Genomic DNA, 15,957 nt, shown 5'->3' on the forward strand with positions numbered 1-15,957 from the left:
TCCCTCGTTTCCCGGCGGACACGGGCTCTGCGCGCAGGCCGCTTTTCCAGCCGTCTGGCTATCGCGATTTTGTGACTGGCTGGCAACAGTGTCACGCATTCGCAACCATAACCGAAGACCACGGCGCGCACGCCGCGAAGCCGCCACAAACCGGCACGAAATCCGACGGATAGACGGGGGATAAAGGTGTCGGATGCGGCGCCGACAAGAAGCCCCCGCACCGGGATGCGTGAAGAAAATGGACGTCAGGACGATCATCGATAAGCGGAACCTGCCGAGCCGCCATGTGACGGAAGGCCCGTCGCGCGCGCCGCACCGTTCCTATCTCTACGCGATGGGTCTGACCCGCGAGCAGATCCACCAGCCGCTGGTCGGCGTCGCCTCGTGCTGGAACGAGGCCGCGCCCTGCAACATCTCGCTGATGCGCCAGGCGCAGGCGGTGAAGAAGGGCGTCGCCAGCGCCAACGGCACGCCGCGCGAATTCTGCACCATCACCGTCACCGACGGCATCGCCATGGGCCATGACGGCATGAAGGCCTCGCTGGCCTCGCGCGAGGTCATCGCCGATTCGGTCGAGCTGACCATTCGCGGCCATGCCTATGACGCGCTGGTCGGCCTGGCGGGCTGCGACAAGTCCCTGCCGGGCATGATGATGGCGATGCTGCGCCTCAACGTGCCGTCGATCTTCATCTATGGCGGCTCGATCCTGCCGGGCTCCTTCCGCGGCCAGCCGGTGACGGTGCAGGACATGTTCGAGGCGGTCGGCAAGCACTCGGTGGGCCTCATGTCCGACGAGGATCTCGACGAACTGGAACAGGTCGCCTGCCCCTCCGCCGGCGCCTGCGGCGCGCAGTTCACCGCCAACACCATGGCCACCGTTTCCGAGGCGATCGGCCTCGCGCTGCCTTATTCGGCCGGCGCGCCGGCGCCTTATGAGATCCGCGACCGTTTCTGCATGGCGGCCGGCGAGCAGATCATGGATCTCGTCGCCCGCAACATCCGTCCGCGCGACATCGTCACGCTGAAGGCGCTGGAGAACGCCGCCACCGTGGTCGCCGCCTCGGGCGGCTCGACCAATGCGGCGCTGCATCTCCCGGCGATGGCGCATGAGGCCGGCATCAAGTTCGACCTGTTCGACGTCGCCGAGATCTTCAAGCGCACGCCCTATATCGCCGATCTCAAGCCCGGCGGGCGCTATGTCGCCAAGGACATGTTCGAGGCCGGCGGCATTCCGCTCTTGATGAAGACGCTGCTGGAGCACGGCTTCCTGCACGGCGACTGCCTCACCGTGACCGGCCGCACCATTGCCGAGAACCTCGCCTCGGTGAAGTGGAACCCGCACCAGGACGTGGTGCGCCCGGCCAATGATCCGATCACCGTCACCGGTGGCGTGGTCGGCCTGCAGGGCAACCTCGCCCCCGACGGCGCGATCGTGAAGGTGGCGGGGCTCAAGACCCAGAAGTTCACCGGCCCGGCCCGCTGCTTCGATGGCGAGGAAGCGTGCTTCGAAGCCGTGACCCACCGCACCTATGAAGAGGGCGAGGTGCTGGTCATCCGCTATGAGGGGCCCAAGGGCGGCCCCGGCATGCGGGAAATGCTGTCCACCACCGCCGCCCTGTACGGGCAGGGGGTGGGCGACAAGGTGGCGCTGATCACCGATGGTCGCTTCTCGGGCGCCACGCGCGGCTTCTGCATCGGCCATGTCGGGCCGGAGGCGGCGGTCGGCGGCCCGATCGGGCTCATCCGCGACGGCGACATCATCACCATTGACGCGATCGAGGGCACGCTTGACGTGGCGCTTTCGGACGAGGAACTCGCCGCCCGCCGGGCGGAGTGGAAACCGCGTCCCTCGCCCGTCGGCTCGGGGGCCATCTGGAAGTTCGCGCAGGCCGTGGGACCCGCCCGTGATGGCGCGGTCACTCACCCCGGCGGCGCGGCCGAGACGGCGTGCTATGCGGATGTATGATCGTTCGGGCCTCAAGCCCCTTATCCTCCTTTTCGCGCTCGTGCTGGCGCCGTCGGTGGCTTTGGCCTTCGACGGCACGCCCGGCGCCGACGCGCCTGCGGGTGCGGCCGTGCCGGCGGGCAAGCCGCGCACCATTGAGGAATCCGTGCGCTTCGGCGCGCAGGCGCTGCGGTCGGGCCAGACCGAGCAGGGCATCGATTCGCTGCGCTACGCGGCCGAAAAGGGCCATGCCGGCGCGCAGTGGAAGCTCGGCCGCATGTATGCGGAAGGCGAGGGCGTCGAGCGCAACGACATCAAGGCGTTCGAGTATTTCAGCCAGATCGCCAACATGCATGCCGACGACAACCCGGCGACGCCGGAGGCGCGCTTCGCGGCGGATGCCTTCGTGGCGCTCGGGGCCTATTATCTGGTCGGCATTCCCAACAGCAAGGTGCGCCGCGACGCCACCCGCGCGCGCGACATGTTCGCCTATGCCGCCTCCTATTTCGGCGATCCCGGCGCGCAATATCATCTGGCGCGGCTCTATATCGACGGCGATGGCGTCGACCGCGACCCGCGCTTTGCCGCGCGCTGGCTCGGGCTGGCGGCGCAGAAGGGCCAGTACCAGGCGCAGGCGGCGCTGGGCGGGCTGCTGTTCAAGGGCGATGACGGCATTCCCCGCCAGGCGGCGCGCGGCCTGATGTGGCTCACCCTCGCCCGCGACGCCGCGGCCGGCCCGCAGGATAAATGGGTGGTGGACCTCTATGAGGACGCCTTCTCCAACGCCAACCCGGACGAACGCGCCATGGCGCTGGTCTATCTCGAACAGTACATGAAGACGGTGCGCTGAGGCGCGGGGCTCCGGCCCGGCCTGTCGGCCAACGTCCTCCCGGACGGCCGCAAGCCGATCCGGGAGCGGCCCGGTGCCGGCGCGCGGTCCCGGCTCTCGCTACGCGCGGCCGGGATGACGGAAACCTGAACCCGCCAGCGCCTAAAGCGACAGTTCCGCCCACACCGGCACATGATCCGAGGGCTTTTCCCAGCCGCGCACATGCTTGTCGACGCCCACCGCCGTCAGGCGGTCGGTGGCCTGCGGCGAGAGCAGCAGATGGTCGATGCGGATGCCGTTGTTCCGCTGCCAGGCGCCGGCCTGATAGTCCCAGAAGCTGTAGATGCCGGCCTCCTCAGTGGTGGCGCGCAGCGCATCGGTCATGCCGAGATTGAGGATTTCCCGGAACGCCGCCCGCGTCTGTGGCAGGAACAGCGCGTCCTCCACCCAGGCTTCGGGGTGGGCGGCATCTTCCGGCTCGGGAATGACGTTGTAATCGCCGCAGACAATGAGCGGCTCCTCGAAGGCGAGGCGCCCGGCGATATGGGCTTTCAGCCGCTGCATCCACGAGAGCTTGTAGGGGTATTTCTCCGTGCCCACGGGGTTGCCGTTGGGCAGGTAGATGCCGCACACGCGCAGCGAGCCTTCCGGGGTCGAGACCACCACCTCGATGAAGCGCGACTGCACATCGCCCTCGTCGCCGGGCAGGCCGGACGTCACCTCGTCGAAGGGCAGGCGGGAGAGCACGGCGACGCCGTTAAAGCCCTTCTGGCCATGCACGGCGACATTGTAGCCCAGCGCCTCGAACGCCTCGCGCGGAAAGGCCTCGTCGGCGCATTTCAGCTCCTGCAGGCACACCACGTCCGGCTTGGTTTCGGTGAGCCAGGCCACCGCATGCTCCTGGCGTTGCCGGATCGAATTGACGTTCCAGGTGGCGATGCGCATCGGGCTCTCATGGGCAGGCGGGAAAGGGGGGGGCGGGCGAGTGCCGCGAATTGGGTCGCGACTCGCGGCGCCAGTCTACAGCACCGGCAGCAGCCGTCGCACGATGAGGGCGGAGGAGAGCGCCACCTCGTCGACGAACTGGCGGAAATCGAAGTGCGAGTCGCGCCCGGCGAGGTCGGACAGGGTGCGGACCACCAGCCAGGGGACGCCGAAGGCGGCAGCGGCCTGCGCCATCGCGGCGCCTTCCATCTCCACCGCCGCACCGCCAAGTTCCCGGAACAGCCGCTCGCGCAGCGTCTCGGAATTGATGAACTGATCGCCGGTCAGGATGCGGCCATAATGCAGCTGCGGCGCCCTCTCGCCGCCGGCGGCCGACAGCGGCGCCAGCGAAAGCGCGGCCAGGGCCGCCCGCACGCGCTCCAGCAGGGGGCCGTCGGCGCTGTGGCCGAGCTCTTCCAGCGGGCTGAAGAAGGGCAGATGCCCCGCCTGGTAGACGATGAACGCCTCGTCCGCGTCGTAATAGCCGGCATCGTGCTGCACGACATGGTCGGCGATCACCACATCGCCGATGGACAGCGCCGGGTCGAGGCCGCCGGCAATGCCGGAGAACAGCAGCAGGCGGCAGTCGAACCGCTCCAGCAGCAGCGCGGTGGCGATGCCGGCATTCACCTTGCCCATGCCGGCACGGGCCAGCACCACCTGATGACCATCGAGCCGACCGGCATGGAACACCATGCCGGCGCGCTCGGTGATCTCGGTGCCGGTGAGATTGTCGGCGAGAAAGGCGAATTCCTGCGGAATGGCGCAGAGCACGCCAACCGGGCGCATCAGAGGGCGAAGCTGGTGCCGCAGCCGCAGGAGGCGGTGGCCTGCGGGTTGGCGATGCGAAACGAGGCGCCGATCAGATCATCGACATAATCGATGTGCGAGCCGGACATGTATTCCAGCGACACGGGATCGATGACCACGCTGGCCTCGCCCTCGGCGATGACGATGTCGTCCGCCTCGCGGGAGCGGGTGATGTCGAACTTGTACTGGAAGCCGGAGCAGCCGCCGCCTTCCACGCTGACCCGCAGCATGCTCTCGGGCGGCTCGCCACGGAGAATCTCGGCGATGCGGCGCACCGCGCTGGCGGTGACGCCGACGGCGGTGACCGCAACGATGTCGGGCGAAGAACCTGCGCTCATGTTGCACACTACCCGTTGAATATGACCTATAGCGATAGTTAAGTGCTGCCGCCCGCGAGTCAAAGGGGCTGCGCGCGCGACTGGCAGGAGAATTGCGCATGGCGGTGGCCGAGGCGGCGCCGCGCGCGCCATGGGCGTCGAGGGCCGAGGACAGCCGCGGGCGGCTCCATCCCGAGCCTGGCGGCGACGCCCGAAGCGCCTTCCGCCGCGACGCGGACCGCATCATCCATTCCAGCGCCTTCCGCCGGCTCGCCTACAAGACACAGGTCTTTTCCTATCATGAGGGCGACCATTACCGGACAAGGCTGACCCACACTCTGGAAGTGGTTCAGGTGGCGCGCTCGGTGGCCCGCGCGCTCGGCCTCGACGAGGATTTGAGCGAGGCGCTGGCGCTGGCGCATGACCTCGGCCACCCGCCCTTCGCCCATGCCGGCGAACGGGTGCTCGACGCCTGCATGGCGGCCTATGGCGGCTTCGATCACAATGCGCAATCGCTGCGCGTGGTGACGCGGCTGGAGAACCGCTATCCCGATTTCGACGGGCTGAACCTCTCCTGGGAGACCCATGAGGGAATCGTCAAGCACAATGGTCCGGTGCAGGGGCCGCTACCGCACGCCATCGCGGTGCATGCCGAGCGGCAGGATCTGTGGCTGTGGAGCTGGCCCTGCGCCGAGGCGCAGGTCGCCGCCATTGCCGATGACATCGCCTATGACGTGCACGACCTCGACGACGGGCTGCGCGCCGGCCTGTTTGATCTCACCGAACTGACTGGCCTCCCGCTTGTCCACACTGTCCTCTCCGACATCCACGCTCGCTGGCCCGATCTTGACCGCGCGCGGGTGTTCCACGAGCTCGGCCGGCGCATGATTACCGTGCTGATCGGCGACGTGGTGGCGGAAAGCCGCCGCCGCATCGCGCTGGCGCAGCCAGGGGATGCCGACGCCATCCGCCGGCTCGGCCATGCGGTGATCGGGTTCTCGGCGGAAACGGCGGCGGCGGAAAAGGCGATCAAGGCCTTTCTCTTCCCCCGCATGTACCGGCATCCGCGCGTCATGGCGACGATGGAAGCCGCCGGCGACGTGGTGCGCGACCTGTTCGCCCGCTACATGGCCGACACGCAGGCGCTGCCGGAGGAATGGCGCGCCAGCGTGGAAGGGCGCGGCGAGGCGGCCCGGGCGCGGCGCATCGCCGATTTCCTTGCCGGCCAGACCGACCGCTACGCCCTGGCCGAGCACGCCCGGCTCTTTGACAGGGCACCGGAACTGCGGTAGCGGCAGCGGCCCCTTCTGGGTCTGGCCGTGCCGGGAGCTGATCCTCATGAACCTCTTCGCCCTCTTCGTCGATCACGTCCGCGACGCCGTTGCCCAGCTCGCGAGCGAGGGGGGCGTCCCCCCCGGTGTCGATACGGCGCGGGTGGTGGTGGAGCCGCCGCGCGACGCCAGCCATGGCGACCTCGCAACCAATGCGGCGATGGTGCTGGCCAAGGATGCCGGGCTGAAGCCGCGCGACCTCGCCGAGAAGCTGGCGGCCCGGCTCGCCACGGTTCCGGGCGTGGCGAAGGTGGATGTGGCCGGCCCCGGCTTCATCAATCTCACCCTCGACGGCTCCTATTGGCCGCAGGTGATCGGAGCGGTGCTGCGGCAGGGCCGGGAGTTCGGCCGCTCGGATTCCGGCGGCGGACAGGCGATCAATGTCGAATATGTCTCGGCAAACCCCACCGGTCCAATGCATGTCGGCCATTGCCGGGGGGCGGTGTTCGGCGACGCGCTGGCCAATCTTCTGGCGTTTGCCGGCTGGAAGGTGACGCGCGAATATTACATCAACGATGCCGGCGCCCAGGTTGACGTGCTCGCCCGCTCGGCCTTCCTGCGCTATTGCGAGGCGCTGGGCGAGGAGATCGCCATCCCCGAGGGGCTCTATCCTGGCGACTATCTCGTCCCCGTCGGCAAAGCGCTGGTGACGAAATATGGCCGCACGCTGCGCGACAAGCCGGAGGCGGAGTGGCTGCCGGCGGTGCGCGATGTCGCCATCGACGCGATGATGGCGATGATCCGCACCGATCTGGCGGCGCTGAACATCCATCACGAAGCGTTCTTCTCCGAGCGGACATTGCACGCCCGGCCCGACGGGGCGCCGAGCACCATCGACCGCCTGCTGGAGGCGCTGCGGGCGCGCGATCTCGTTTATGAGGGCCGCCTGGCGCCGCCCAAGGGGCAGCCGGTGGAGGACTGGGAGGACCGCGAGCAGACGCTGTTCCGCGCCACCCAGTTCGGCGACGATGTGGACCGGCCGCTGATGAAGTCGGACGGCGCCTATACCTATTTCGCCGCCGACATCGCCTATCACAAGGACAAGTTCGACCGCGGCTTCAAGCGGATGATCGACATCTGGGGCGCCGATCATGGCGGCTATGTCAAGCGTATGCAGGCGGCGGTCAAGGCCGCGTCAGACGGCGAGGCGAGCCTTGATGTCGAGCTGTGCCAGCTGGTGCGCCTGCTGCGCAATGGCGAGCCGGTGAAGATGTCCAAGCGCTCCGGCGATTTCGTCACCCTGCGCGACGTGGTCGATGAGGTCGGCCGCGACGCGGTGCGGTTCATGATGATCAACCGCAAGAACGACGCCGTGCTCGACTTCGATCTCGCCAAGGTGATCGAGCAGTCGCGCGAGAACCCGGTGTTCTATGTGCAGTATGCCCATGCACGGGCGAGCTCGATCCTGCGCAATGCGCGGCAGGCGTTTCCGGACCTGCCGGAGGCAACGGCTGAATTCGCCGGCGCGGCGCTGTCTCGGCTGAGCGACGAAGGGGAACTCGGCCTTGCCCGGCTGATCGCCAACTATCCGCGCATGGTTGAACAGGCGGCCTCGGCCCGCGAGCCCCATCGGGTGACATTCTATCTGTACGATCTCGCCAGTGCCTTGCACGGACAGTGGAGTCGCGGGAAGGATTCGCCTCATTTACGCTTCATTATCGAAGATGATCGAGAATTGACTTATGCGCGGCTGGCTTTGGTGCACGCGGTCGCGCTGATCATCGCTTCAGGACTTTCCATTCTTGGAGTCGATGCTCCCGAAGAAATGCGGTGAGCGCGTCGCGACGGTTCGTTCGACCTGCCGCTCCCGTGATGCCGCCCGGTGGGCGGTCCTCGTTTTGATCGTGGCGAACAGGTTCTGAAGATGGGCAATGAGAACATGCGTGATCGGCCGGAAAACGCCGCCGAGGATCCGCTTGCCGAACTTGCGCGCCTGATGGCCCAGGAAGACGATTTCGCGGAGTTGCTGCGGCAGGCGCCACCTGCCCATCCGCCCGCTTCGCCCCAGCATCCCTCTTCCCGGCCCGCCGCTCCCGCGCCGACGCGCCCGCCGCTGACCGCCCGCCGTCCGGCTGAGGAGGGGCGCCCGGCGCCGGGCTCCTTTGCCGCGCTGGCGGCGGAAGTCTATGGCGAGGGCGTGCCCCGCGCCGCGCCGCTGTCGCGCTCCGGCGCGGAAGAGGCGGCCCGCGACGCGCATCGCGAGCCGGCCCGTGGCGAACGCCCCGATCCGCGTGCGGCCTATGTTCCACCGCGCCCGCAGGCCACCGACGCGACGCGCCGTATGCCGGCGCCGCGTCCGGAGACGCCATCGACCGCCGCTCCCTCGGCCCCGCAGCGCCCCCTGCCGCCGCGCGCCGAGCCTTTGCGCGCCGACGCTCCGCGTCCCGACGCTCTCCGCACTGAGGCGCCGCGCGCCCCGGCGGCGCGAGCGCCGATGACGCCGGCGGACATGGCCCGACAGGAAGCGCTCCGGCAGGATGCCTTGCGGCAGGAGGCCGTGCGCCTGGATGCCGCCCGGCAGGATTTCGCCCGTCAGGACCTTGCCCGCCAGGAAGCAGCGCGCCAGGAAGCGGCGCGCCACGAGGCGATGCGCCGGGAAGCGCAGCGTCAGGAAACGGTGCGCCAGGACGCGGCGCGTCGCGAGGCGGCTGCCCGTGAGGCTGTGCGCGGGCCTTCCGCGCCGCCGGCCAGCGTCGACGAGGCTTCCGACGAGTCCCGCGTGCCGGCCTGGATGACCCGGGCAACGGCCGCCGCCCGCGCTGTCGAGACTCCTCTGGCGCCGGCCCAGCCCATGGCGCCGGCCGCGCCCCCGCCGCCGGCCGCCCGGCCGGTGAGCTCGCCGACCCAGCAGGCCGTCGATCTCGACGAGGACGCCTATGATTATGGGCGCTCGGCCGGCGATTATCCGCCGGATGCCGGCTCCTATGACGAGTATGTCGCCGAGGAGGACGCTCCCCGGGGCCCCAATCGCAAGCGCCTGCTGATGATCGGCGGGGCGGTGCTGGTGTTCATCGGCGCGGCGGCACTCGGCTATGTCCTGGTGTCCGGGCCCTCGGGTTCGGGCGTGTCGGGCGCGCCGCCCGTGATCCGCGCCGACCAGGGGCCGAACAAGGTGGTCCCGAACCAGCCGGCGGCGGAGCAGACCGCCGACGGCCAGAAGCTGATCTATGACCGCGTCGGCGGTGGCGCGACCACCGGCAATGAGCAGGTGGTGTCCAGCGAGGAGCAGCCGGTCGACGTGTCGCAAGCGGCGCAGCCGCAGCCGCGCGTCATCCAGACCACGCCTTCGGCCGGCGGCGCCGGCTCGGCCGAGCCCAAACGTGTGCGGACACTGACCGTGCGCGCCGATGGTACCGTCGTGGAAGTGCCGGCCCCCGCCGCGCCGCTGCCGCCCGGCGCGTCTGCCGCGCCGGCGGGCAATCCTGTCGCGCTGAACCTCGGCACGGGCGGCGCGGTGCCGACGACGCCGATGCCGCTCTCGGCAACGCCTTCCATCGTCGAGAACATGCCTGCCGATGCCGCACCGGCTGCGGCTCCGGCTCCGGCTGCGGCTCCAGCCCCAGCGGCGGCGCCGGCTGCCCGCGTGGCGGCGGCCCCTGCCGCCTCGACAAGCAGTGCGGCGGTGCCGGCTGGCGCCTATGTCGTGCAGATCGCCGCCGTTCGTTCCGAGGCGGAAGCGCAGGCGACCTGGCGCACCGCCCAGTCCCGGTATTCGGACCTGTTGCGCAATCAGCCCTTCAGCGTGAAGCGGGCCGATCTCGGCGACAAGGGGATTTATTACCGGGCACAGGTGGGCAATTTCAGCGCGCGCGAGGGCGCCGTCAGCCTGTGCGAGGCCCTGCGCGCCCAAGGCACGACCTGCATGGTCGCGCGCAACTGATACGCCAGGCCCTCATGAACGCCTTCAACGCGCCGCGCGCCTTCATCACCGGCTGCGCCGCAACCTCGCTCACCCCCGACGAGACCGTCTTCCTGAAGGAGGCGGCCCCGTGGGGGCTGATCCTGTTCCGCCGCAATGTGGAGAGCCCGGCTCAGGTGGCGGCCCTGATTGCCGCTTTCCGTGCAGCGGTCGGCCGCGCCGATGCGCCCGTGCTGATCGACCAGGAGGGCGGGCGGGTGCAGCGGCTCGGGCCGCCGCACTGGCCCGTTTATCCCCCCGCCGAGGTGTTTGCCCGCCGGGCCGAGGCGGGTGACAGCGACGGGGCAGCCGCGGCAGCGCGGCTCGGTTCCCGGCTGATGGCGGCCGATCTCGCCGCGCTCGGCATCACGGTGGACTGCGTACCCTGCGCGGATCTGCGCCTGCCGGAAGGCCACGGCATCATCGGCGACCGCGCCTATGGGGCGACCCCGGCGCAAGTGGCCCATCTCGCCCGCGCCGCCGCCGAAGGGCTGATGGCGGGCGGCGTGCTGCCGGTGCTCAAGCACATTCCCGGCCATGGCCGCGCGCGCGCCGACAGCCATGAGAGCCTGCCCATCGTCGAGACCTCGCGCGCCGAGCTGGAAGCGACCGATTTCGCCCCGTTCCGCCTGCTGGCCGACCTGCCGCTCGGCATGACGGCGCATGTCGTCTATGCCGCGATCGATCCCGACCGGCCGGCAACGACCTCGGCCAGGGTGATCGCGGAGATCATTCGCGGCCATATCGGCTTTGACGGCGCGCTGATGAGCGACGACCTCTCCATGGGCGCGCTGGCGGGTTCGCTGGCAAGCCGAACCGAGGCATCCTTCGCCGCTGGCTGCGACCTGGCGCTCCACTGCAATGGGCGGCTGGACGAGATGGCGGAAGTGGCGTCCCGCAGCCCGGTACTGCAGGGCGAGGCGGCACGGCGCTGCGCGGCGGCGCTGGCACGAATCAATCCGGCGGAAGAAATAGCCCTCGACGAGGCGCGGGCGCGTTTTTCGGCTATGATCGCGACGTCCTGAACGTCGATCGCGGTCCCGCATGGTTCAAAGCCAGTTTACCTTCGATGCCGATGCCGCACGCCAGGGCGACGAGCCCGCCTTGGTGGTGGATGTCGACGGCTTCGAGGGGCCGCTCGACCTGTTGCTGGCGCTGGCGCGCACGCAGAAGGTGGATCTGCATCGCATTTCCATCCTGCAACTCGCCGAACAGTATCTGCTGTTCGTCGAGGCGGCGCGGCGCATCCGGCTGGAGCTGGCGGCCGATTATCTGGTGATGGCGGCTTGGCTGGCCTATCTCAAATCACGCCTGCTGCTGCCCGATCCGCCGAAGGAGGAGGGACCGAGCGCTTCCGATCTCGCGGCTGATCTCGCCGAGCGCCTGCGCCGGCTGGAGCAGATCCGCGCCGCCGCCGCCCATCTCGCCACCCGCGACCGCCTCGGTCACGAGGTGTTTCTGCGCGGCGCGCCCGAGCCGCTGCAGGCGGCGGGGCCCATCGTCTATGAGGCGACGCTCTACGACCTTCTCGCCGCCTATGGCGCGCAGCGCCAGAAAATGGCGCTCTCGCAGGTGCGCTTCCCCCCGCGCAACGTGATCTCGCTGGCCGAGGCGCGCGAGCGGCTGGAGCGGCTGATGGGCCGTCTGGCGCTGCATGGCGAATGGGCCCGGCTCGACGGCTTCCTGCTCAACTGGATCGCCGACCCGAAGATGCGGGCGACGGCGCTGGCCTCGGGCTTCTCGGCGACGCTGGAGATGGTGCGCGAGGGCTTGATCGACGTGCAGCAGGAGGAGAGCTTCGCGCCGATCTGGATCCGCAGCCGGCGCGACGTGCCGGGGGAGGGCGCATGAGCGCCGAAGCCGCGCGCGTCACGGGTCCCGACCCTGAGCTGGAAGAGGTGACGCCGGCCCACGGCCGCGACCCGGATCTGCGCCTGCTGGAGGCCATGTTGTTCGCCGCCGGCGAGCCGCTGGACGAGGCGATCATCGCCGCCCGGCTGCCGGAAGGCGCGGATGTGCGCGCGCTGCTCACCGCGCTGTCGGCCGATTACGCTGATCGCGGTTTCAACCTGGTGCGCGCGGCCGGAAAATGGATGCTGCGCACCGCGCCCGATCTCGGCTTCCTGCTCGCCCGCGACAAGCCGGAGCCGCGCCGGCTCTCGCGCGCCGCGCTGGAGACGCTGGCCATCATCGCCTATCACCAGCCGGTTACCCGCGCCGAGATTGAAGAAATTCGCGGCGTCTCCACCAATAAGGGCACGCTTGACGTCCTGCTCGCGGCCGGCTGGGTCCGCCTGCGCGGGCGGCGGCGCAGCCCCGGGCGGCCGGTCACCTACGGTACCACCGAGACCTTCCTCGTCCATTACGGGCTGGAGGCCATCCAGGACCTGCCGGGCCTCGACGAGTTGCGCGGCACCGGGCTGATCGATTCGCGCGTCGCCGCCGGACTGACCGTCCCCTTGCCCAGCGACGACCCGGACCTGAAGGACGACGAGGATCCGCTGGAGCCGGAATTCGAGCTGTCCTTCGCGCCCGAGACGGATGGCGACGACGATCAGGACGGCTGAGATCCTCCCATGCTGACAGAGACAGGAACCACCATGTCGCCCCAGCCCTCCCGCACGCCGGTCTCGCTCGCCAGCCGGCTGGTGATCGAGGATGTGCACCATGGCTATGGCGAGGTGGAAGCGGTGCGCGGCGTCAGCCTCACCGTCGAGCCGGGCGAGATCATCTGCCTGCTCGGCCAGTCCGGCTGCGGCAAGACCACGCTGCTGCGGCTGATCGCCGGCATCGAGCGGCCGACCCGCGGGCGAATCCTGCTCGACACCCAGGTGGTGGCCGGCCCGGACGCTTTCGTGCCGCCGGAAAAGCGCGCCATCGGGCTGGTGTTCCAGGACTATGCGTTGTTTCCGCACCTCACCAATGTCGAGAATGTCGCCTTCGGCCTGCGCCGTCTCGGGCCCGCCGGGGCGCATGACGAGGCGATGCGGGCGCTTGAGCGGGTGCGCCTGGAGGCCTATGCGGAAAACTATCCACATGCTTTGTCCGGCGGCGAGCAGCAGCGCGTGGCGCTGGCCCGCGCGCTCGTGCCGCGCCCCGGCATTCTCCTTATGGACGAGCCGTTCTCCGGGCTCGACAGTCGGCTGCGGGGAAGTGTACGCAGCGAGACGCTGAAGGTGCTGCACGATGCCCGCGCCACCTGCATCATCGTCACCCACGACCCGGAAGAGGCGCTGCGTCTGGGCGACAGGATCGCGCTGATGCGCAAGGGAAAACTCGTCCAGGTGGGGCCGCCGGAAGAGCTCTACCGCCACCCCGCCGACATTGAAGTGGCGCGTTTCTTCTGTGAAATCAATGAGGTGGAAGGAGTGGTGAGCGGCGGCCGGGTGGTGACGGCGCTCGGTCGTTTCAAGGCGCCCGGCCTTGCCGAGGGTGCTGGGGCGATCGCTGCCATCCGCCCGCAGGGGATCGAGCTCAAGGCTCCCGGCTCTGGCGTGCCGGGACGAATCATCAACCACCGCTTCCTCGGCGAACTCGACCTCTATGAGGTCGCGGTGGAGGGGCTGGACCGGCCATTGGTCGCACGCCGCCGCACGACGGCCGGCCTATTGCGTGGGCATGACGTCGGAGTGAACATCGAGCCGGCGGAGGTTCTTGTCTTCGCCACAGGCCGGCCCTAGTGTCCGGTTTCAATTGCGATGCGCGGCCGCGAGGGGCCGGCGGCGCTTCGGACAAGGGAGTTTTGTGATGGGTTCGTTGAGCATCTGGCACTGGATCATCGTGCTGGTGGTCGTGCTCCTCCTCTTCGGTCGCGGCAAGCTGTCCGAGCTGATGGGCGATGCCGCCAAGGGCATCAAGGCGTTCAAGAAGGGCATGGCCGACGACGAGGACACGGCGGCGAAGCCGGGCGAGCCGGCGCGTTCGCTCGATCACCAGCCGAAGGTGGAAGCCGAGCAGACCAAGGTCAGCTGATTTCCGGCCTCACGGCTTTTCGATCGGGGAGGGTCGCGCCTCAGCGACCCCGCGTAATGCATGTTTGATATCGGCTGGACGGAATTTCTCGTCATCGGCGTGGTTGCCCTCGTGGTGATCGGCCCGAAGGAGTTGCCGCGCGTGCTGCGCACGATGGGGCAGGGCGTGCGCAAGCTGCGTCACATGGCGGGCGAGTTTCAGGGGCAGTTCAACGAGGCGCTGCGCGAGGCGGAGCTTTCCGACCTCAAGGACAGCGTGAGCGGGCTGCGGAGCGATCTCTCCGGGCTGGCGAGCAATGCCCGCGAGTCGATTTCCAAGGCGCTGCCGACCAATCCGCTGCAGGATATCGAAACCGATCTGAAGGCTCCCACCGGCAGCGTCGAGGCGGGCACCGGCCTGCCGCCGGCGGCCGTGGCGGAGCCCGCGCTGCCCGCTCCCGGCGATCTGGAGCCGCACCCGTTCGAGACGGTGGAGGACGAGGTCCGCAACGCGGCTGCCGGTCTTGAGGCGTCGGCCCCGGCTGCCGCTTCCGCGCCTGCACCGACCCCGCCCGCGACGCCGTCTCCCTCCACGCCAGACGCCGCCGCTGCGCCACGGCCACAGACAGCGGCCGCTCCGGCGGAGGCTTCCAAGCCTGCCGAAGCGGCCAAATCTGCCGAAACGACCAAATCCACCGACACGACCAGGTCGGCCGAACCCACTCCCGCCGCCACGCCGGCCGCGAAGCCGAAGCGGGCACGTGCGGCCGCCGTGGCCGATACCGCCTCCGCCGATAGCCAATCCGCCGAGGCGTCGAAGCCCGCTCCCCGTCGCGCGGCGCGCAAGCCTGTGGCGGCGACGGAAGCGGCCGAGCCCGAACTGTTCGAGGCGGTCGCTTCGCTGGATCAGGGCGCCCCTGTCGAAAGTGCCGCCAAGCCGGCCGCAAAACGGGCTACCAAGCCGCGCGTCAAGGTCAAGCCGGCCTCCGGCAATGAAGGGCCGGCCCTATGAGCCAGGATGAAATCGACGCCTCGAAGGCGCCGCTGATCGAGCACCTGATCGAGCTGCGCTCGCGCCTCATCAAGTCGCTGATCGCGTTCTTCATCGCCTTCTTCGCCTGCTTCATGCTGGGCAAGTTCATCTACAACATCCTGCTCTGGCCGTATGAGTTCGCGGCCGGCGGCACGGAGCATGTGAAGCTCATCTACACCGCGCCGCAGGAATTCCTGTTCACCCAGATCAAGCTCGGCATGTTCGGGGCGGCGTTCATTTCGTTCCCCATCGTGGCGACGCAGATCTATATGTTCGTCGCGCCAGGGCTCTACAGCCACGAGAAGAACGCCTTCCGCCCCTATCTGGTGGCGACGCCGGTGTGCTTCCTGATCGGGGCGGCCTTCGTCTATTTCGTCGCCATGCCGCTGGCGATGACCTACTTCCTCTCGATGCAGCAGCTGGCCGGGCCGGATACGCCCGAGATTTCGATGCTGCCGCAGGTCAGCGAGTATCTGTCGCTGATCATGACGCTGATCTTCGCCTTCGGCATCTGCTTCCAGCTGCCTGTTATTCTCACCCTTCTGGCGCAGATCGGGGTCGTCACGTCAGACCAGCTGCGCAAGGCGCGGCGCTACGCCATTGTCGGCGTGTTCGTCGCCGCGGCGGTGCTGACCCCACCTGACGTGGTGAGCCAGTTCGCCCTCGCTATCCCGACGCTGCTTCTCTACGAAATCTCGGTCTATCTCGTGCGCCTGGTCGAGAAGAAGAAAAAGCGCGCGGCGGAAGCGGCGGAAGCGGCCGTCTGAGGCGACGCGGCTCCGCGCGAGGCCGGCATCCTCCGAGGCCCGGCTTTGCCGGGCACCTCAGGATGACAGTGCGCGTTTCTGCTGAACTGTCCC

At 69.0% G+C, this 15,957-nt stretch carries 15 protein-coding genes; 12 read left to right on the forward strand and 3 right to left on the reverse strand.

All coding sequences use genetic code 11. The features are described 5' to 3' along the window. The first annotated feature begins 238 nt into the window (after window positions 1-238). On the forward strand, window positions 239-1,966 hold the full coding sequence (gene ilvD, locus J2S76_RS00510) for a dihydroxy-acid dehydratase (RefSeq protein WP_307056514.1): 1,728 nt from the start codon (window positions 239-241) through the stop codon (window positions 1,964-1,966). Further along, window positions 1,959-2,795, forward strand: coding sequence for a tetratricopeptide repeat protein (locus tag J2S76_RS00515; RefSeq protein ID WP_307056516.1), 837 nt, complete (start codon window positions 1,959-1,961; stop codon window positions 2,793-2,795). Before ilvD ends, J2S76_RS00515 begins: the two co-directional genes overlap by 8 nt. Before the next feature lie 141 nt (window positions 2,796-2,936). On the opposite strand, the gene xth is transcribed toward J2S76_RS00515, so the two are convergent. The 3 genes from xth to J2S76_RS00530 all read right to left on the reverse strand — a co-directional run bounded on the left by xth (window position 2,937) and on the right by J2S76_RS00530 (window position 4,906). Beyond that, window positions 2,937-3,719 (reverse strand): exodeoxyribonuclease III, encoded by a 783-nt coding sequence (gene xth, locus J2S76_RS00520; RefSeq protein ID WP_307056518.1) that lies wholly within the window; start codon window positions 3,717-3,719, stop codon window positions 2,937-2,939. A gap of 75 nt (window positions 3,720-3,794) precedes the next feature. Next, window positions 3,795-4,547: a 5'-methylthioadenosine/adenosylhomocysteine nucleosidase gene (locus J2S76_RS00525; protein WP_307056520.1), complete on the reverse strand. Its 753-nt coding sequence runs from the start codon at window positions 4,545-4,547 to the stop codon at window positions 3,795-3,797. After that, entirely contained in the window at window positions 4,547-4,906 is a 360-nt protein-coding gene (locus J2S76_RS00530) for a HesB/IscA family protein (protein ID WP_307056522.1), read from the reverse strand. The genes J2S76_RS00525 and J2S76_RS00530 overlap by 1 nt, the downstream gene beginning before the upstream one ends. Before the next feature lie 98 nt (window positions 4,907-5,004). On the opposite strand from J2S76_RS00530, the gene J2S76_RS00535 reads away from it, so the two are divergent. From J2S76_RS00535 to tatC, 10 genes are all read left to right on the forward strand, one after another. Continuing rightward, window positions 5,005-6,177, forward strand: coding sequence for a deoxyguanosinetriphosphate triphosphohydrolase (locus J2S76_RS00535; RefSeq protein WP_307056524.1), 1,173 nt, complete (start codon window positions 5,005-5,007; stop codon window positions 6,175-6,177). 46 nt (window positions 6,178-6,223) lie between these two features. Then, window positions 6,224-7,990, forward strand: a complete 1,767-nt coding sequence (gene argS / locus J2S76_RS00540; protein WP_307056526.1) for an arginine--tRNA ligase — start codon at window positions 6,224-6,226, stop codon at window positions 7,988-7,990. 90 nt (window positions 7,991-8,080) lie between these two features. Next, a complete protein-coding gene (locus tag J2S76_RS00545) occupies window positions 8,081-10,096 on the forward strand; it encodes an SPOR domain-containing protein (protein ID WP_307056528.1) in 2,016 nt (671 codons plus the stop codon). 14 nt (window positions 10,097-10,110) lie between these two features. Beyond that, a complete protein-coding gene (gene nagZ, locus J2S76_RS00550; RefSeq protein ID WP_307056530.1) occupies window positions 10,111-11,139 on the forward strand; it encodes a beta-N-acetylhexosaminidase in 1,029 nt (342 codons plus the stop codon). 19 nt (window positions 11,140-11,158) lie between these two features. Continuing rightward, a complete protein-coding gene (locus J2S76_RS00555) occupies window positions 11,159-11,965 on the forward strand; it encodes a segregation and condensation protein A (protein WP_307056532.1) in 807 nt (268 codons plus the stop codon). After that, the gene (gene scpB, locus J2S76_RS00560) at window positions 11,962-12,681 is read left to right on the forward strand and encodes an SMC-Scp complex subunit ScpB (RefSeq protein ID WP_307056534.1); all 720 of its coding nucleotides are present in this window, start codon (window positions 11,962-11,964) and stop codon (window positions 12,679-12,681) included. Before J2S76_RS00555 ends, scpB begins: the two co-directional genes overlap by 4 nt. 33 nt (window positions 12,682-12,714) lie before the next feature. Next, window positions 12,715-13,794 carry an ABC transporter ATP-binding protein gene (locus tag J2S76_RS00565; RefSeq protein WP_307057689.1) on the forward strand — a complete coding sequence of 360 codons (1,080 nt, stop codon included), beginning with the start codon at window positions 12,715-12,717 and terminating at the stop codon, window positions 13,792-13,794. A 67-nt stretch (window positions 13,795-13,861) separates the two neighbouring features. Next, the gene (locus J2S76_RS00570; protein WP_018391241.1) at window positions 13,862-14,086 is read left to right on the forward strand and encodes a twin-arginine translocase TatA/TatE family subunit; all 225 of its coding nucleotides are present in this window, start codon (window positions 13,862-13,864) and stop codon (window positions 14,084-14,086) included. Window positions 14,087-14,146: 60 nt separating this feature from the next. Continuing rightward, window positions 14,147-15,076 carry a Sec-independent protein translocase protein TatB gene (tatB, locus tag J2S76_RS00575; RefSeq protein WP_307056537.1) on the forward strand — a complete coding sequence of 310 codons (930 nt, stop codon included), beginning with the start codon at window positions 14,147-14,149 and terminating at the stop codon, window positions 15,074-15,076. Continuing rightward, on the forward strand, window positions 15,073-15,864 hold the full coding sequence (gene tatC, locus J2S76_RS00580; RefSeq protein ID WP_307056540.1) for a twin-arginine translocase subunit TatC: 792 nt from the start codon (window positions 15,073-15,075) through the stop codon (window positions 15,862-15,864). Before tatB ends, tatC begins: the two co-directional genes overlap by 4 nt. Window positions 15,865-15,957 lie beyond the last annotated feature (93 nt).

The sequence above is a fragment of the Ancylobacter vacuolatus genome (genome assembly GCF_030813595.1).
Taxonomy (GTDB): Bacteria; Pseudomonadota; Alphaproteobacteria; order Rhizobiales; family Xanthobacteraceae; genus Ancylobacter; species Ancylobacter vacuolatus.